This is a genomic window from Arthrobacter ipis (assembly GCF_014694315.1).
In the GTDB taxonomy this organism is placed as follows: Bacteria; Actinomycetota; Actinomycetes; order Actinomycetales; family Micrococcaceae; genus Arthrobacter; species Arthrobacter ipis.
This window is the reverse complement of record NZ_JAAOXD010000001.1, coordinates 1,074,640-1,092,621: the sequence shown is the minus strand read 5'-3', so window position 1 is coordinate 1,092,621 and position 17,982 is coordinate 1,074,640. Positions and strand designations below refer to the sequence as shown.

Sequence of the window (17,982 nt, the reverse complement as noted above, 5' to 3'; positions counted from 1 at the left end):
TGATGAAAACCGAGTCATTGTCCGTGGTCCTCGCCGGCGGCGGAACAGCAGGCCATATCAACCCGCTGCTGGCCATCGCCGCCGCCATCCGCGATGCCCGCCCCGACGCCCGTCTGCTCGCGGTCGGAACGGCCGCCGGCATGGAGACCAGGCTGGTCCCGGCCGCCGGGCTGGAACTGGCCACCATCGACCGTGTCCCGTTCCCGCGGAAGCCCTCCGCGGACCTGCTCCGCCTCCCGGGACGCCTCGCCGGCGCCGTGCGGCAGGCCGGTCGCATCCTCGACGACGCCGGCGCAGACGTCCTCGTCGGCGTGGGCGGCTACGTCTGCACGCCCATGTACCTCGCTGCCTGGCGGCGAAAGATCCCCATCGTCATCCACGAAGCCAATACCCGGCCGGGCCTGGCCAACCGGGTCGGAGCGCGGCTGAGCCGGCACGTGGCCGTGGCCTTCGCCGGCACCCCGCTGCGCAACGCCCGCCACGTGGGCATGCCCATGCGCCGCGAAGTCTCGGCCATGGTCAGGGCAACCGCGCGGAACGGCGCCCTGCGCACCTTGGACCTCCAGCCCGGGAAGCCGGTGCTCATCGTGACCGGAGGTTCGTCCGGGGCACAAAGCATCAATCGCACTGTGGCGGCCTCGCTCGAAGCACTGTCGAAGGCCGGCGTCCAGACCATCCACATCACCGGCCGCGGCAAGTCTGTGGCGGACTCAGAAGGCAACGCGCTGAGCGCCGACGGCTACCGCCAGCTTGAGTACGTCGATGGCATGGAAACTGTCTACGCCGCGGCTGACCTGCTGCTCGCCCGTTCCGGCGCCGCCACCGTAAGTGAAGTCGCCGCCGTCGGCGTTCCCGCAGTCTTCGTGCCGCTGCCGATCGGCAACGGTGAGCAGGCGCTGAACGCCCGCGGACTGGTGGAAGCGGGCGGCGCCCTGCTGGTGGCGGACCGTGACTTCACCCCCGAATGGGTCAGCTCCAGCCTCATTCCGCTGCTGACCGACCGTTCCCGCCTCGACGCGATGGCGGCGAACGCGGAGAACCTTGGCATCCGAAATGCCGATCAGCTCATGGCCGACCTCGTACTGGAAGCGGTATCCAAATGACCACCAACGCAGCACTCAGCCAGGAAGCACTGGGCCGCGTGCACTTCATCGGGATCGGGGGCGTGGGCATGTCCGCCGTCGCAAGGATCATGGTGGCGCGCGGGATTCCCCTCAGCGGTTCGGACGCAAAGGACCTGCCGGTCATGAAGGAGCTCGCCGCGGCCGGCGCCCGGATCTGCGTGGGCTACGACGCCGGCAACCTCGGCGACGCCCAGACCGTCGTGGCAGGATCGGCGATCCGCGCCGACAACCCCGAACTCGTGGCCGCGCGGGCCGCAGGCCTGCCGGTGCTCCATCGCTCCGAAGCGCTGGCCGCCACCATGGGCGATGACCTCGTGGTTACCGTGGCCGGAACCCACGGGAAGTCCACCACCACGTCCATGATCACCGTGCTGCTGCAGGGCACAGGCCTGGACCCGTCGTTCGCGATCGGCGCCAACGTTCCGGCGCTCGGCGTCAATGCTGCGAACGGCAGCTCCCAGGTGTTCGTTGCCGAGGCGGATGAATCCGACGGTTCGTTCCTGAACTACCGTCCGCAGATCGCCGTCGTCACCAACGTGGAACCGGACCACCTCGACCACTACGGCACCGCCGAAGCCGTGTACGAATCCTTCGACCGCTTCACGGCGCTGCTGCCGGCGGACGGCGTGCTGGTGGCCTGTGCGGACGACGCCGGCGCGCACGCGCTGGCGCTGCGTACCAGGGAGCGGGGCAATGCCCGCGTTGTTCTCTACGGCACCTCTGAGGCCGCCGACCTCCGGCTCGACGACGGCGGCCCGGGCAAGGTGGCCATTACGACGGCGGGTGGCCGGTTCCCGCTGGCACTGCAGGTCCCCGGACGGCACAACGCGCTGAACGCTGCCGCCGCGATGGCGGTCGCGCTCGAACTCGGCGTGGACGCGCAGGCTGCTGCTTCCGCTCTGGCCGGCTTCTCCGGCGCGTCGCGGCGGTTCGAATACAAGGGGGAGGGCAGGGGCGTGCGAGTTTACGACGACTACGCCCACCATCCCACGGAGGTGCGGGCAGCCCTGGCGGCTGCGAGGTCCGTGGCCGGCGATCACAAGGTCCACGTCCTTTTCCAGCCGCACCTGTTTTCCCGGACCCGGGAGTTTGCCGCAGAGTTCGCCGACGCACTCACGGCAGCGGACACTGCTCTGGTGCTCGACATCTACCCGGCCCGCGAGGATCCCATCCCGGGCGTCACCAGCGCGCTCATCACCGAGCATCTCGGCGCAGGCAGCGGCCTGGTGGGTGGCGACGAGGCCGTTGCCGCCGTGGCCGCCGCCGCGCGGCCGGGGGACATCATCCTTACCGCCGGCGCCGGGGACGTCACCGCCTACGGGCCGCTCATCGTGGAGTCCCTCGGTGGCTAGCACCAGGCGTCCCACCTACCGTCCGGCCAAGCCCGCCGCCGGGGAATCGGCTGGCGGGGACACTGCCGGTCGGGACACTGCCGCTGATTCCGACGCCGGGAAGCCGGCCGTGATCACGGCCACCAAGGGCGTCCCTGAGGGCGCGGGACAGGAGAAGGCCCAGGCCGGCACGGCGAAGGGGAACGCAGCACCGAAGGGGAAGGCACAGGACAAACCGGCCAAGGCCCCCTGGCCCCGGCTCAAAAGCCCGGGTACTGCCAAGCCGGGACCTGCCAAGCCGGGACTCAATGCCCGGAAGCACGGCGCCCCGGCGGCCGATGCTGCAGGGGCGGACAAAACAGGGCCGGACACCGCCGGGCAAAACAATGTGCTGGCCTTTCCCGAACCCCGGGGCCGGCGCATCAGGCGCAACATCCTGGTTGCCGTGTGTGTCACCGCTGCCCTCGTGGCGGGGCTCATCGTGGCTGCCGTCTATTCCCCCGTGTTGGCGCTCCAAAGCGTGAGCATCACCGGCACGAAGCTCCTCAAACCCGCCCAGGTGCAGGCGGCCCTCAAGCCAATTCTGGGCAAGCCGCTGCCGCAGGTCAGCGAGTCCGAGGTCAATGCGCTGCTGAAACCGCTCGTCCAGATCAAGTCGGTAACCACCCAGGCCCACCCGCCGTCCGTCCTCGTGGTGCAGGTTCAGGAACGCGTCCCCGTCGCCCTCGTCAAGCGCGGCAAGGACTACATGCTCGTGGACGTCGACGGCGTGCGCCTCAGCACCACCGCAGACCCCGCCTCCGTGAAGCTGCCGGTGATTGACGGCGGCGCAGGCACCATCGGTAAGGACCTGTTCCAGGCCACGGCCGAGGTCCTCGGCGCGCTCCCGGCCAACGTGCTTGCCAAGCTCTCCAACGCGTCCGCCAAGTCCGTCGATGCAGTGGAACTGAGGCTGCTGGACGGCCAGACCGTCATCTGGGGCAACGCGGGGGAGAAGGAACTCAAGGCCCGGGTACTGGAGGCGTTGCTCAAGGTGCCGGCAGATCCCGCTAACCCCGTCAGCACTTACGACGTGAGCGTGCCGCGGCATCCAGTGACGCGGTGATCTTGACGCGACGATCTTGACGCGGGCCGCCCGTGTATTTCACGGGGATTAGGACGACACGCGGTGGCGGTTATTGAATGTAGCCAGCATAGGAAATAGCGTCACAGAGGTGAGTTACTTGACATAACTATAACCTTCAACCGGAGGGTTAAGGTTCAGGGCTTCAAGCTCGACTCCATCAGTTTTCGCAATAGGACACTAACAAGGGACACGTAACGTGGCAGCTCCGCAGAATTACTTGGCCGTCATCAAGGTCGTCGGCATCGGCGGCGGTGGCGTGAACGCAGTCAACCGCATGATCGAGGTGGGTCTCCGCGGCGTCGAATTCATAGCAATCAACACCGACGCCCAGGCCCTCCTGATGAGCGATGCCGACGTCAAGCTCGACGTCGGACGGGAACTGACGCGCGGGCTGGGTGCCGGGGCGAACCCCGAGGTCGGCAAGCAGGCTGCCGAGGACCACGCTGACGAGATCGAGGAAGTCCTCCGCGGTGCCGACATGGTCTTCGTGACCGCGGGTGAAGGTGGCGGCACCGGAACCGGCGGCGCACCGGTCGTTGCCCGCATTGCGCGCTCCCTTGGCGCCCTGACCATCGGTGTGGTCACCCGTCCGTTCACCTTCGAAGGCCGGCGCCGCGCAGGCTCGGCCGAGGCGGGCATCGACGCCCTGCGCGACGAGGTGGACACCCTGATCGTGATCCCCAACGACCGCCTGCTGTCCATCAGCGACCGCAACGTCTCCGTCCTGGACGCCTTCCGCTCCGCTGACCAGGTCCTGCTGTCCGGTGTGCAGGGCATCACGGACCTCATCACCACGCCCGGCCTGATCAACCTTGACTTCGCCGACGTGAAATCCGTCATGCAGGGCGCAGGATCCGCCCTGATGGGTATCGGCTCCGCGCGCGGCGAGGACCGCGCGGTCAAGGCCGCAGAGCTCGCCATCGCCTCCCCGCTGCTGGAAGCATCCATCGACGGCGCCCACGGTGTCCTGCTGTCGATCCAGGGCGGCTCCGACCTCGGACTGTTCGAGATCAACGAGGCTGCGCGCCTGGTGCAGGAAGTTGCCCACCCCGAGGCCAACATCATCTTCGGTGCGGTCATCGACGACGCCCTGGGCGATGAAGCCCGCGTCACGGTCATCGCGGCCGGCTTCGACGACGTCAAGGCCACCTCGCCCTCCATGGACCAGTCGCTGCCGCAGGCTGCACCGCAGCGCCCCGCCGTTCCGGCGGCCGCCCCGCAGAGCCAGCCGTCAGCGGGCAGCCAGCAGGTCCACGTCCAGCCAGTGCACGCCGGTGTCGGCGCTGCAGGTCTCAGCAGCTGGGGGCAGCAGCGCCCGTCCGCTGTCCCCGCCGACTCGGGTTTCGACGTCGACCTTCCGTCGGTTGTCGAGCCTGACCTGACCGGCAGCCGGTCTGACGACCTGGACGTCCCCGATTTCCTGAAGTAAGGAGGATGCCGGGCGGACATCCGCCCGGCAGCTGTCCCTGCTCCCAACCCTCATTGCCGGAGTTCCGAATTGTTTTTGTGGCGTGCTGAAGTGCAGCCTGGCGTGTCCGTGGCGTTCACCGACACGAACGCCGGCAACCTCGCCCTGCACGTGGGCGATGACGCGGCAGCGGTGCTGCGTCGCAGGGCCAGGTTGGAGGACGTCGCCGGCATCTCGCCGCGCAGGTTCCAGTACATGAACCAGGTCCACGGCAACGAAGTGTCCCTCGTTGTTGAACACGGAACAGCCGATGCATCTGACGCAGGAGCTGAACCAAGCCCCGCGGCACGGACTGCGCCGGCACCGACTGCGGACGCGCTGGTGTCCCTCGGCGGCCCGCTTGCGGTGATGGTGGCGGACTGCATTCCGCTGGTCCTGGTGGGTACAGGGTCTTCCGGGCCCGTACTGTCCGCCGTTCATGCCGGGCGCCCGGGCCTGTTCTCCGGAGTCATTCCGGCGGCGGTGGAACAGATGCGCGCCTCCGGCGCCAAGGACATCCGGGCTTGGCTCGGCCCATCCGTCTGCGGGAAATGCTATGAGGTGCCAGCTGAACTCCGCGACGAGGTTGCTGCCGTCCTGCCGTCAGCATGGTCAACAACATCCTGGGGGACGCCGGCGCTCGACCTGCCCGGCGCTGCCGCCATCCAGCTCGACGGCCTCGGCGTTCCCATCGAGTACCGTGGGCCCTGCACGCTTGAAAACGGGTCCTTGTTTTCCTACCGCCGCGACTCCCGGTGCGGCCGATTCGCCGGACTGGTGTGGACCCATGACTGACAGCCCGGCACCCGGCGATGCCCGGGCAGTGCAGCTGGGGGAGCGCCTCGACACTGTCCGGCAGCGCATCAGCCGTGCCGCCGCGGCGGCAGACCGCGCGAACAACCCGCCGAGCCTCATAGTGATCAGCAAGTTTCACCCGGCCGGGGACGTCCGCCGGCTGGCAGCGATGGGCGTCAGGGACTTCGGCGAGAACCGGGACCAGGAGGCGTCGGCAAAAGCCGAGGAACTCGAGGACCTGGACCTCACCTGGCACTTCGTGGGACAGCTCCAGAGCAAGAAGTCCAAGACGGTGGTCCGCTACGCCTCTGCCGTGCACTCGGTGGACCGTTCCCAGCTCGTGACGGCCCTGGAGCGGGCCATGGCCGCGCAGCAGGAACTGACCGGACGTGGCGACCTGGACTGTTTCATCCAGGTGAGCCTGGACGACGACGCCGGTGCGCACCGCGGCGGGGCGGCCCCCGCTGAGGTGCCGCAGCTGGCCGAACAGCTCGAAGCCGCGGGCGGTCTTCGCCTGGCAGGCGTCATGGCGGTGGCGCCGCATGGGGCGGATCCGGAGCGGGCCTTTGAAAAACTGCTGGGCATTTCAACCGGCCTGCAGCGGAATTTCCCCGGCGCCACGGGGATTTCCGCCGGCATGAGCCAGGACCTGGAAGCAGCTGTCAGATTCGGTGCGACACACCTCCGAATTGGCTCAGATATTCTCGGTTCGCGCCCGGCCGTGCGGTAGCGTCTGTCGTATTGGAAGTGAATGGCGGGGATTCCAATGCTGTCTTGACCTTTGGGCGGCCCGCTTCCGGACACGATTAGGAGTCGACCATGGCTGGCGCTATGCGCAAGACAATGATCTATCTTGGGCTCGCCGACGGCGATGAACACTACGAGTCTGAGCTTTCCACCCAGCAAAAGGACGAGGACAACTCAGTGGAGCATGACCGTGAAGAGCGCCGCGCGCCGGCGCCGCTCCGAGAGGTCACCCGTGAAGTGCCACCAGCTGCCGAAGAGGAATACCGCGCACCCGTGACACCCATTAAGCGTGCGGCATCGAGCCGCGAAGAGACCACCGGACTGCGGCAGATCACCACGATCCACCCGCGCTCTTACAACGACGCCAAGCTCATCGGCGAAAGCTTCCGTGACGGTATCCCCGTCATCATGAACGTGACGGACATGGGGGAGTCGGACGCGAAGCGGCTTGTCGACTTTTCCGCCGGCCTGGTCTTCGGTCTGCGGGGAAGCATCGAGCGCGTGACCAACAAGGTCTTCCTGCTGTCGCCGTCGTACGTTGAAGTCATCGGAGATGACAAGAAAGCCAGCGAGGCCACGGCCAGCTTCTTCAACCAAAGCTAAAAACGGCGCTCCGGATGCCAGGCAGGGACTCACCTGCCTGGCATCCGTGCTGAAATAGGGGATCAGCACAATCTGGCAGGAGTCCCCTGGCCGGAATCCCAGGGCACCGCAGTGCCCGCGATGAACATGGAGACAATGGGTTAGCTCATGGGAATACTATTCGGGCTCGTCTATATCGTCCTGCTGTTCATTTTCGTCGCATTGATTGTCCGCCTCGTCTTTGACTGGGTTCAGATGTTCGCCCGGGAATGGCGCCCGCGCGGGGTAGCATTGGTGGCGGCGCATGCGGTCTACTCGGTGACTGATCCGCCGCTGAAGGTTTTGCGGCGCCTTATCCCGCCGCTGCGGCTGGGCGGCGTCTCACTGGACCTCGGGTTTCTGGTGCTGTTCATCGGCCTGAGCATTGCCATGGCGATCACCAAGTCATTTGCATAACTTCATATCAGCTTGCCGCGCAGGGGCCGATCCGCATGGATGCCGGCCCTGGCGCAGAAAGCCTTTTCTTTGACGCCACGGTGTTGAATTAGAGGAACCAGACCATATTTAGGTACCGTAGTTTTGACGGCCGGAAGGCCTCCTGACGAACTAGACCAACGAGGTGACCAGATGGCTTTGACGCCAGAAGACGTTGTCAACAAGCGCTTTCAGCCGACCAAGTTCCGCGAAGGCTATGACCAGGACGAAGTTGACGACTTCCTGGACGAGATCGTCGTCGAACTGCGGCGCCTGAACCAGGAGAACGAAGAGCTTCGTAAGAAGCTCGCCGAAGGCGGCACCGGATCGCCGGCTGCCACCTCGGCCGTCCCCCCTGTTGTTGAGAAGGTCCCCGCTGCGTCCAAGTCCGAGAAGGACGAAGCGCGCGCGAAGGCCGAAGCTGAAGCCAAGGCCGCCGAGGCTGCCAAGAAGAAGGCAGCCGAGCAGGCAGCCCCCGTTGCAGCCCCGGCACCCGCCGTCACCAGCAGCAACGTCTCCGAGTCCGCTGCCGGCCTGCTGGCCATGGCGCAGCAGATGCACGACCGCCACGTGTCCGAGGGGCAGCAGCAGCGCGACAAGATCATCGCTGAAGCACAGATCGAAGCCAGCAGCCTGGTCAACGACGCGCAGGAGAAGTCCCGCAAGATCCTCGGCGCCCTCGAGCAGCAGCGTTCTGTTCTCGAGCGCAAGGTGGAGCAGCTCCGCGGCTTCGAACGCGACTACCGTTCACGCCTGAAGGCGTACATCGAGGGCCAGCTGCGCGACCTGGACGCCCGTGGTTCCGTTGCCGCCCCTGAGGTTGGCGAAAGCAGCAGCGCCGCCGTTTAGCACGTATTCTGAAGGCCGGTGGCTGAGGATTCCTCGGCCACCGGCCTTTGCCATTAACGACGGTTCCCGAATGAAAGCACCATGACTGACGACCTTGCCGCTGACGCAGCGCATCCAGCCTCATCATCACCGCGGCCCCGGCGCGGCGTCCTGCTGTCCCTGTTCGCCGGGCTGGCAGTATTCGCCTACGTCTTCGACCAGCTCACCAAGCTGTGGGTTACCAGCACCATGGTGGAGGGCGAGCGGATTCCCGTGCTGCCCCCGCTGCTGCACTGGTACTACATCCGGAATTCAGGCGCCGCCTTCTCCATCGGCGAGAATGTGACCTGGGTGTTCACCATCATCATGGTGGTGGTCGCCGCCGCCATCCTGTTCCAGCTGCGCAAGCTCGGATCCGCGTGGTGGGCACTGGCGCTGGGCCTGCTGTTCGGCGGCGCCCTGGGAAACCTGACGGACCGGCTATTCCGGGATCCGTCCTTCGGAATGGGGCACGTCGTGGACTTCATCCAGCTGCCCAACTTCGCGATCTTCAATATCGCCGACTCGGCCGTGGTGTCATCTGTGGTCATTATCTGCCTGCTGACCCTGCGGGGGATCGCCCTTGACGGTCCGCACCACAGCGTGGAAAAGCGGGACGGCACCGACAATGTCTGAGCGGGTGGTGGTTCCCGAGGAGCTGGACGGGGCCCGCGTGGACGCGGGCCTGGCCAAGCTGATGGGCATGTCCCGTTCATCCGCCGCGACGCTGATAGCCGAAGGCAACGTGGTCAGCGGCGGCAAACCGGTGGGGAAGTCCGCCAAGCTCGCGTCCGGCACCGTGCTGGACGTGACGGTCCCCGTGCGCCGGGATCCCCTTGAAGTTGTGGAGGAAGTTGTGGAAGGCCTGAAGATCCTGCTGGATGACGACGACTTTGTGGTGGTCGACAAGCCGGTGGGGGTCGCGGCGCACCCGTCCCCGGGCTGGGTAGGACCCACCGTCGTCGGCGGACTGGCCGGGGCCGGCTACCGCATTTCCACGTCCGGTTCCGCCGAGCGTGCCGGCATCGTCCACCGCCTCGACGTCGGGACCTCGGGGGTCATGGTGGTGGCCAAGACGGAACCCGCCTATACCGCCCTCAAGCGGGCGTTCAAGGAACGTACCGTGGACAAGGTCTACCACGCGGTGGTCCAGGGCCTGCCGGATCCCCTGCAGGGCACCATCGACGCCCCGATCGGACGCCATCCAGGCCACGACTGGCGCTTCGCCGTCATTGAGGACGGCCGGCCATCGGTGACGCACTACGAAGTCCTTGAGGCGTTCGGCAAGGCCACCCTGGTGGAGGTGCACCTGGAAACCGGCAGGACCCACCAGATCAGGGTCCATTTCGCGGCGCTCCGCCATCCGTGTGCCGGAGACCTCACCTACGGGGCCGACCCGCGGCTCGCCGCTACCCTCGGACTCACCCGGCAGTGGCTGCACGCCCGTGAACTGGGCTTCGACCACCCGCGCACTGGGGAACGCGTCACCGTGACCAGCGAGTACCCCGAGGACCTCGCCTACGCCCTGGAAGTCCTGGGCACCGGCAAGGCCTGAGCCCGCGGCACGCCGGCACTAATTGTCAGAGGGTCGGCACTAGAATGGTCCGGTGACTTCCAGCAATGACTCGTTCGTACATCTCCACACCCACACCGAGTACTCGATGCTGGACGGCGCCGCCAGGCTCGGTGAGCTGTTCGACGAAACCGAGCGGCTCGGCATGCCTGCCCTGGCCACTACCGACCACGGCTACCTCTTCGGCGCCTTCGACTTCTGGCGGAAGGCCACCGACAAGGGTATTAAGCCCATCATCGGCGTCGAAGCCTATGTGACACCCGGGACTGCGCGCGGTGACAAGGGCCGCGTCCGCTGGGGCGATGAGAGCCAGCGCAAGGACGACGTCTCCGGTGGTGGCTCGTACACCCACATGACCCTGCTGAGCTACAACAACGTGGGCATGCGGAACCTGTTCCGTGCCTCCTCGATCGCCTCCCTGGATTCGGTGTTCGGCAAGTGGCCCCGGCTGGACCGCGAGCTGCTGAACACCTACTCCGAAGGGCTCATCGCCACCACCGGCTGCCCGTCCGGCGAGGTCCAGACCCGGCTGCGGCTCGGCCAGTACCGCGAGGCCCTGGAAGCCGCTGCGGAGTTCCGTGACATCTTCGGGGCGGAGAACTACTTCTGCGAACTCATGGACCACGGCCTGGACATTGAACGCCGCGTCACCGGCGATCTCCTGCGGCTGGCCAAGGACCTGAACCTCCCGCTCGTTGCCACCAACGACCTGCACTACACGCACGAACACGACGCCAAGGCGCACGAGGCCCTGCTGGCCATCCAGTCCGGTTCTACGCTGCTCGAACCCACCTACGACAACGGCGGCTCCCGTTTCGCATTCTCCGGCAGCGGCTACTACCTGAAGTCGCCGCAGGAAATGCGCGAGCTGTTCCGCGACCACCCCGAAGCCTGCGACAACACGCTGCTGATCGCCGAGCGGTGCGAGGTGTCCTTCAACACCGGCGCAAACTACATGCCCCGGTTCCCCTGCCCCGAGGGCGAGGACGAAACCTCCTGGCTGGTCAAGGAGGTCGACAAGGGACTCCATTACCGCTACCCCCAGGGCATTCCGGACAAGGTCCGCAAGCAGGCCGACTACGAGTTGGAAGTCATCACCTCGATGGGCTTCCCGGGCTACTTCCTCGTGGTGGCCGACTTCATCAACTGGGCCAAGAACAACGGCATCCGGGTAGGTCCCGGACGTGGCTCGGGCGCAGGCTCCATGGTGGCCTACGCAATGCGCATCACCGACCTTGATCCGCTGCACCACGGCCTGATCTTCGAGCGCTTCCTCAACCCGGACCGCGTCTCCATGCCTGACTTCGACGTCGACTTCGATGACCGGCGCCGTTCCGAGGTCATCGACTATGTGACGCGCAAGTACGGCGACGAGCGCGTGGCCATGATCGTCACCTACGGCACCATCAAGACCAAGCAGGCGCTGAAGGACTCCTCCCGCGTGCTCGGCTACCCCTTCAGCATGGGTGAGACGCTGACCAAGGCACTGCCGCCTGCGGTGATGGCGAAGGATATTCCGCTTGCCGACATTCAGAACAAGGACGCCAAGCGCTACAGCGAGGCGGGGGATTTCCGGCAACTGATCAGCACGGATCCCGAGGCCGCCAAGGTTTTCGAGACCGCGCTGGGCATCGAGGGCCTCAAACGGCAATGGGGTGTGCACGCGGCCGGCGTGATCATGTCCTCGGACCCCATCATCGACGTGATTCCGATCATGCGCCGCTTCCAGGACGGCCAGGTCATCACGCAGTTCGACTATCCGACGTCCGAAGGCCTCGGCCTGATCAAGATGGACTTCCTCGGGCTGCGAAACCTGACGATCATTTCGGACGCCCTGGAAAACATCAAGATGAACCGCGGCGTCGACCTCGACCTCGAAACGCTGGAGTTGGATGACGCGGCGTCCTATGAGCTGCTGGCCCGCGGTGACACGCTGGGCGTGTTCCAGCTCGACGGCGGCCCCATGCGGTCCCTGCTTAAACTCATGAAGCCTGACAACTTCGAAGACATCTCCGCCGTGCTGGCGCTGTACCGCCCGGGACCCATGGGCGCCAACGCGCACACCGATTACGCCCTGCGCAAGAACAAGATCCAGGACGTCATCCCCATCCACCCGGAGCTCGAGGAACCGCTGAAGGAGATCCTGGGCGGAACGTTCGGCCTGATCGTCTACCAGGAACAGGTCATGGCCGTGGCGCAGAAGCTGGCCGGCTACTCGCTGGGCCAGGCAGACATTTTGCGCCGTGCCATGGGCAAGAAGAAGAAGTCCGAGCTGGACAAGCAGTTCGCCGGCTTCTCGCAGGGCATGCAGGACAACGGCTACTCCATGGAGGCCGTCAAGACCCTGTGGGACATCCTGCTGCCCTTCTCCGACTACGCCTTCAACAAGGCGCATTCGGCGGCGTACGGCGTGATTTCGTACTGGACGGCGTATTTGAAGGCGCATTACGCGCCGGAGTACATGGCCGCCCTCCTGACCTCTGTCGGTGACGACAAGGACAAATCGGCAATTTACCTTAACGAATGCCGGCGCATGGGCATCACCGTGCTGCCGCCGGACGTTAACGAGTCGGCGCTGAACTTCACCCCGGTCGGCAACGACATCCGGTTCGGCATGGGCGCCATCCGCAACGTCGGCGTCAACGCAGTCGAGGCCATGGTGGCAGCCAGGGCGAGCGAGGGCGCGTATACCTCTTTCAAGGACTACCTCATGAAGGTGCCGGCCGTGGTGTGCAACAAGCGCACCATCGAATCCCTGATCAAGGCCGGAGCCTTCGACTCCCTGGGCCACCACCGCCGCGCCCTGGCCATGGTTCACGAAGAAGCCATCGACTCCGTCATCACCCTCAAGCGCAACGAGGCGATCGGCCAGTTCGACCTGTTCGCCGGTTTCGATGAGGCCGAGTCCGAAGCGTCGCTCAGTATCGAGATTCCCGACCTCCCGGAATGGGAGAAGAAGGACAAGCTCGCGTTCGAGCGGGACATGCTGGGCCTGTACGTCTCAGACCACCCGCTGCAGGGCCTGGAAGGGGTCCTGAGCCAGCACGCCGACCAGTCAATCACCTCAATTATTGCGGAGGACGGGCCGCACGACGGCGCCATCATCACCATCGCGGGCATGATCACCTCGCTGAGCCGCCGGATCGCGAAGGCCAGCGGCAACGCCTACGCCCGGGCGGAGATCGAGGACCTCGGCGGTTCCATGGAGGTCATGTTCTTCGGCCAGGTCTACGGGCCGATTGCTTCGGTTCTCGCCGAGGACCTGATCGTGGTGGTCAAGGGCCGGCTGCAGCGGCGCGACGACGGTGCCGTGACCCTGAACTGCATGGAGCTCTCCGTCCCGGACCTCAGCCAGGGCACCAACGGGCCGCTGGTGATCACCATGCAGACGCACAAGGCCACCGAGGCAGTGGTCACGGAACTGGGGGACGTGCTGCGCAACCACCGGGGCAACTCCGAGGTCCGGGTGAACCTGCAGGGCGACAGCCGCATCGAGGTCATGGCGCTTCCCGTGCACCTGCGGGTGAACCCCAACCCGTCGCTGTTCGGGGACCTGAAGGTGCTGCTGGGCCCGGCCTGCCTGGACGCCTAGCTTTCAGGGATTGTCAGATTTCGTAGTCCAGCGGAACCGGCTGCCCGTAGGTTCCGGAGTGGTACAGCAGCGGCGAGCCGTCCTCGCCAACCTGCCCTTCCACCACTTCGACCACCACGACGGCGTTGTTCTCAAACGACAGGCGCATCTGGATCTTGCCGATCAGCCAGCCGGCAACGTCCTTGAGTACCGGCACGTCATGGGGTCCGTGGGCCCAATGGTCGCCGGCGAAGCGTTCCTTGGTGCGCGCGAACCGGTCGGCCAGCTCCTGGTTCTCCAGCCCGAGCATGTGCACGCCGATGTACGTGGTGTTGGCCACCGCCGGCCACGAGCTGGAACTCCGCGCCATGTTGAAGGTGAAGCGCGGCGGTTTGGCGGAAAGCGAGGCAACGGAGGTTGCCGTGAACCCGTAGGGGACACCGTCGTAGTTCACGGTGATGATGGCCACGCCCGCTGCGTGCCGGCGGAACATCTCTTTGAACGTGCCCTCGAAGGCGACATCATCTGAGGTCACTGGAATCGATCTCCCTACTGCATCCGTGCCGGTTGAGTCTCTAGTACAAGACTATGGGCTTCCGGGCGGATGGGAGATTCCCTTGGCGGGACACGTGGCGCGGAGTGCAGGGCAGCATTTGTTAGCGTTTCTTCATGACCCAGCCTGCACCCGTCCCTCCGGTCCGCTCCTCCAACGACGCCTACGGCGCCCGGCGGCGACGGGGCAAGGGCTACGCGTGGGCGGCCGGAATCCTCGGTGCCGGCATCCCCGCCGGGCTCCTCTGGTGGCTTCTGGCCCCGGGTGGGCGAAACCTCATATCGGGAGACTCCGCCCTGTCGTCCGGAACCAACAGCCAGGGCTGGCTGCCCCGGGACCTGGTCCTGGCGGGACTGTTTGTGTTCGCGGGCTGCCTGGTGGCCGTACTGTTGTCATGCCGCCGCGACGGCGGGACCCGGCGGTTGCTGCTACTGTCCGTTGCGGCAAGCGCAGCGGCAGCTGTCGTGGCATGGCAGACCGGCGTGCTGGCGGGCCTCTTGCTGGGAGCTCCGCAGGACACGTCGGCGAACGCCAGTGTGGCCTTCTCACTGCGGTCCCTGACTGTCCTGGTCCTCTGGCCCGCGGCGGTCGCCGCCGGCTTCTTCGTCCTGCGCATTATCGGACTCCTCCGCGCTTCCGTGGAACAGGACCCGGACGGCAACACCGCAGACGGCCGCACATGGCAGTAACACTCGTCGGGGCGCGTGGCCGCGGCGCGTAAAATGAACGGGTGACCACTTCTCCGGACAGCTCCGCACGCCCGAATCCCCCCGTCGTCGATTTCCGCACCGTTGACCTGCGCGGCCGCAGTCTCAGCCTGGCCGAACTCCGGGAGGCGGTGCCGCGGGCACGGCAGCAGACAGTCGCGGACGCCGAGCAGAAGGTCACCGACATCATCACGGCCGTCCGCCAGCGAGGCTTTGCCGCCCTTGCGGACTTCGCCCGGACGTTCGACGGCGTTGAGCAGACGCATCCGCGCGTTCCGTCCGAGGCGCTGCAGTCAGCGCTGGACGGACTGGATCCTGCCGTGCGTTCGGCGCTTGAGGAGTCCATCAGCCGTGCGCGCCGGTTTGCGGACGGCCAGCGCCCGGCCGACGTCGACATCTCCCTGGGCGACGGCGCAGTGGTGAGCCAGAAGTGGGTGCCCGTGGCACGGGTGGGCCTGTACGTCCCCGGAGGCCTGGCGGTCTACCCGTCGTCGGTGATCATGAATGTGGTTCCGGCGCTGGCTGCCGGAGTGGAATCGATCGCACTCGCCTCGCCGCCGCAGAAGGACTTTGGTGGCCTCCCGCACCCCACAATCCTGGCCGCTGCGGCGCTGCTCGGGATTGACGAGGTCTATGCAATCGGCGGTGCCCAGGCGATCGCCGCCTTCGCCTACGGCGTGCCCGGCGACTCAGGCGTTCCCGCGTTGGAACCCGTCGACGTCGTGACCGGGCCCGGGAACATCTTCGTGGCCACGGCCAAGCGACTCGTCAAGGGCGTGGTGGGGATCGATTCCGAGGCGGGCACCACGGAAATTGCCATTCTCGCTGACTCCACGGCCCGCCCGGCCTTCGTTGCCGCCGACCTGATCAGCCAGGCCGAGCACGATCCGAAGGCCGCCTCCGTCCTGATTACCGCCTCCCTCGAGCTCGCCGCGGAAGTCCGAGAGGAGCTGGAACTGCAGGCTGCATCCACCAAGCACAGCCAGCGTGTCCGCGAGGCACTTTCAGGCCCGCAGTCCGGCGTCGTGCTTGTTGACGACCTCGATCAGGGGATCGCGGCGTGCGACGCCTACGCCGCCGAGCACCTGGAGATCATGACCGCGGATGCCCCCGCTGTGGCGGCGCGGATCCGGAACGCGGGCGCCATTTTCGTCGGCGACTACAGCCCCGTCAGCCTGGGCGACTACTGCGCCGGCTCCAACCACGTGCTGCCCACGAGCGGTACTGCGGCGTTTTCGTCCGGGCTGAACGTGACCACGTTCCTGCGCGCCATCCAGGTGATCAATTACTCCGAGGCCGCGCTGGGGCAGGTCAGCCGTCACATTGTCAGCCTGTCCGGTGCGGAGGACCTTCCCGCTCACGGCGACGCGGTTACGGTCCGATTCCAGACGGGCAGCTGACCACTACATGTAGTGATGGCCCACTACATGTAGTAATTACAGGGTTGTTATTCGGCTATATGTGGCCGTAGACTGGTGCCGGAGAAGCTTCGGGCTTCTCCTGAAGCGTAGCCAAGGAAGGGTAGGAAAAACGTGTACTGTCCGTTTTGCCGCAACCCTGATTCACGCGTGGTGGACAGCCGGATGGCCGACGACGGTTCAGCCATCCGCCGCCGCCGGCAGTGCCCGGAGTGCGGGCGCCGCTTCACCACGGTGGAGACCACCAGCCTTTCCGTGATCAAACGCTCGGGCGTGGGCGAGCCTTTCAGCCGCAGCAAGGTCATCAACGGCGTCCGCAAGGCCTGCCAGGGCCGGCCCGTCAGCGAAGACGACCTCGCGATGCTGGCACAGGAGGTCGAGGAGAACATCCGGGCCTCCGGGGCGGCAGAGATCGACGCCCACGAGGTCGGGCTGATCATCCTCGGGCCGCTGCAAAAGCTGGACAAGGTGGCCTACCTGCGTTTCGCCAGCGTTTATCAGGCCTTTGAATCACTTGAGGATTTCGAATCCGCCATTGCGCTGCTCCGGCACGAGTCCGACGTCGAGGCCAAAGCAGCAACGCGCAAGGTGGAAGGCAAGGGCTCGGAAGGCAAGAGCCCCGAGGTAAAGAACACCGAGGCTAAGAACACCGCGAAGAGCACGCTTTAAAGTCTCCGGTGGCGGCAGTGGAGGGGAAGCCGCAGCCGCCACCGGCTCCAGTGCAAACATCAGCTTTAGATAAAACGCTGAAGGCGGCAGACCTTGTGTCTGCCGCCTTCAGTGTTTCTGCGGGCCGCGGTTAGCGCAGCCCGCCCGGGTTTACTTCGCCAGCTCGTGCTTGACGGCGATCTCCAGGGCAGCGCCCACGATGCCGGCCTCGTTCTTCAGCTCGGCGGGAACGATCGGAGTGCGCAGCTTCATGCGCGGCAGGTACTCGTCGGCGCGCTTGGAGATGCCGCCGCCGACGATGAAGAGCTCGGGGGAGAACAGGAACTCGACGTGGGAGAAGTAACGCTGCAGGAGCACGCTGTACTCCTCCCAGCTGAGGCCGTCCCGTTCCCGGGCCACCGCGGAGGCCTTGCTTTCGGCGTCGAAGCCGTCGACCTCCAGGTGGCCGAGTTCGGCGTTGGGCACCAGGTGGCCGTTGAAGATGAACGCGGACCCGATGCCGGTGCCGAGGGTGATGACCAAAACAGTGCCGCCGATTCCGGCGCCCGCACCGTACCGGGCTTCGGCCAGGCCCGCCGCGTCGGCGTCGTTGATGACCTCTACGGGGCGGCCCAGGCGGGCCGTAAGCAGCGCATCAATGTCAGTGTTGAGCCAGCTCTTGTCCACGTTGGCGGCCGAGTGGACCACGCCGTGCTGGATGATGCCGGGGAAGGTCACGCCGATGGGGCTGTCGGCCTCGGGTGCGTCGGGGCGTGCCGAGAGTTCCTCGACAACCTTGGCCACCACCTCGACCACCGCTTCCGGCGTGGCCGGCTGCGGCGTCGCCAGGCGGAAGCGATCGCCGATCAGTTTGCCCTTCTTTAGGTCGACAATGCCGCCCTTGATTCCGGTTCCACCGATGTCGATGCCGATCAGCGGGGCGTGCTTGCGGGTCTTTTCGTCCTTCTTGGCCAATGGGATTCCGTTCGTGGCAGGGTAGGGGCTCGGGCTGGGCAAGG

The 17,982-nt window shown here is 66.1% G+C and carries 17 protein-coding genes; 15 read left to right on the top strand and 2 right to left on the bottom strand.

Annotated features, from left to right (window positions below; genetic code table 11):
- The first annotated feature begins 2 nt into the window (after positions 1-2).
- The 12 genes from murG (at position 3) to dnaE (ending at position 13,658) form a co-directional block, all read left to right on the top strand.
- Positions 3-1,103: an undecaprenyldiphospho-muramoylpentapeptide beta-N-acetylglucosaminyltransferase gene (murG, locus tag G9E11_RS05170; RefSeq protein WP_190603415.1), complete on the top strand. Its 1,101-nt coding sequence runs from the start codon at positions 3-5 to the stop codon at positions 1,101-1,103.
- A complete protein-coding gene (gene murC / locus G9E11_RS05165) occupies positions 1,100-2,476 on the top strand; it encodes a UDP-N-acetylmuramate--L-alanine ligase (RefSeq protein ID WP_190603413.1) in 1,377 nt (458 codons plus the stop codon). The genes murG and murC overlap by 4 nt, the downstream gene beginning before the upstream one ends.
- Positions 2,469-3,560 carry a cell division protein FtsQ/DivIB gene (locus G9E11_RS20980; RefSeq protein WP_311764295.1) on the top strand — a complete coding sequence of 364 codons (1,092 nt, stop codon included), beginning with the start codon at positions 2,469-2,471 and terminating at the stop codon, positions 3,558-3,560. Before murC ends, G9E11_RS20980 begins: the two co-directional genes overlap by 8 nt.
- A gap of 217 nt (positions 3,561-3,777) precedes the next feature.
- Positions 3,778-5,010, top strand: a complete 1,233-nt coding sequence (gene ftsZ / locus G9E11_RS05155; RefSeq protein ID WP_190603411.1) for a cell division protein FtsZ — start codon at positions 3,778-3,780, stop codon at positions 5,008-5,010.
- 69 nt (positions 5,011-5,079) lie between these two features.
- Positions 5,080-5,823, top strand: coding sequence for a purine nucleoside phosphorylase YfiH/LACC1 family protein (locus G9E11_RS05150; RefSeq protein ID WP_190603409.1), 744 nt, complete (start codon positions 5,080-5,082; stop codon positions 5,821-5,823).
- Positions 5,816-6,553, top strand: a complete 738-nt coding sequence (locus G9E11_RS05145) for a YggS family pyridoxal phosphate-dependent enzyme (RefSeq protein ID WP_190603407.1) — start codon at positions 5,816-5,818, stop codon at positions 6,551-6,553. Before G9E11_RS05150 ends, G9E11_RS05145 begins: the two co-directional genes overlap by 8 nt.
- 89 nt (positions 6,554-6,642) lie before the next feature.
- A complete protein-coding gene (locus G9E11_RS05140; protein WP_111903652.1) occupies positions 6,643-7,173 on the top strand; it encodes a cell division protein SepF in 531 nt (176 codons plus the stop codon).
- A gap of 147 nt (positions 7,174-7,320) precedes the next feature.
- Positions 7,321-7,608: a YggT family protein gene (locus G9E11_RS05135; protein WP_102973980.1), complete on the top strand. Its 288-nt coding sequence runs from the start codon at positions 7,321-7,323 to the stop codon at positions 7,606-7,608.
- Positions 7,609-7,779: 171 nt separating this feature from the next.
- Complete coding sequence (locus G9E11_RS05130) at positions 7,780-8,475, top strand: DivIVA domain-containing protein (protein WP_190603405.1); 696 nt, start codon at positions 7,780-7,782, stop codon at positions 8,473-8,475.
- A gap of 81 nt (positions 8,476-8,556) precedes the next feature.
- Positions 8,557-9,129: a signal peptidase II gene (lspA, locus tag G9E11_RS05125; RefSeq protein ID WP_190603403.1), complete on the top strand. Its 573-nt coding sequence runs from the start codon at positions 8,557-8,559 to the stop codon at positions 9,127-9,129.
- Positions 9,122-10,048 carry an RluA family pseudouridine synthase gene (locus G9E11_RS05120; protein ID WP_190603401.1) on the top strand — a complete coding sequence of 309 codons (927 nt, stop codon included), beginning with the start codon at positions 9,122-9,124 and terminating at the stop codon, positions 10,046-10,048. The genes lspA and G9E11_RS05120 overlap by 8 nt, the downstream gene beginning before the upstream one ends.
- 52 nt (positions 10,049-10,100) lie before the next feature.
- Positions 10,101-13,658 (top strand): DNA polymerase III subunit alpha, encoded by a 3,558-nt coding sequence (dnaE, locus tag G9E11_RS05115; RefSeq protein WP_190603399.1) that lies wholly within the window; start codon positions 10,101-10,103, stop codon positions 13,656-13,658.
- Between the two features lie 13 nt (positions 13,659-13,671).
- On the opposite strand, the gene G9E11_RS05110 is transcribed toward dnaE, so the two are convergent.
- Positions 13,672-14,130 (bottom strand): flavin reductase family protein, encoded by a 459-nt coding sequence (locus G9E11_RS05110; RefSeq protein ID WP_190603660.1) that lies wholly within the window; start codon positions 14,128-14,130, stop codon positions 13,672-13,674.
- Positions 14,131-14,306: 176 nt separating this feature from the next.
- On the opposite strand from G9E11_RS05110, the gene G9E11_RS05105 reads away from it, so the two are divergent.
- The 3 genes from G9E11_RS05105 to nrdR all read left to right on the top strand — a co-directional run bounded on the left by G9E11_RS05105 (position 14,307) and on the right by nrdR (position 16,984).
- Positions 14,307-14,879 (top strand): hypothetical protein, encoded by a 573-nt coding sequence (locus tag G9E11_RS05105; RefSeq protein ID WP_190603397.1) that lies wholly within the window; start codon positions 14,307-14,309, stop codon positions 14,877-14,879.
- Positions 14,880-14,920: 41 nt separating this feature from the next.
- Entirely contained in the window at positions 14,921-16,297 is a 1,377-nt protein-coding gene (gene hisD, locus G9E11_RS05100; protein WP_190603395.1) for a histidinol dehydrogenase, read from the top strand.
- A 132-nt stretch (positions 16,298-16,429) separates the two neighbouring features.
- Positions 16,430-16,984 carry a transcriptional regulator NrdR gene (gene nrdR, locus G9E11_RS05095; protein WP_190603393.1) on the top strand — a complete coding sequence of 185 codons (555 nt, stop codon included), beginning with the start codon at positions 16,430-16,432 and terminating at the stop codon, positions 16,982-16,984.
- A gap of 150 nt (positions 16,985-17,134) precedes the next feature.
- On the opposite strand, the gene ppgK is transcribed toward nrdR, so the two are convergent.
- Positions 17,135-17,938, bottom strand: coding sequence for a polyphosphate--glucose phosphotransferase (gene ppgK / locus G9E11_RS05090; RefSeq protein WP_111903643.1), 804 nt, complete (start codon positions 17,936-17,938; stop codon positions 17,135-17,137).
- Between the last annotated feature and the right edge of the window lie 44 nt (positions 17,939-17,982).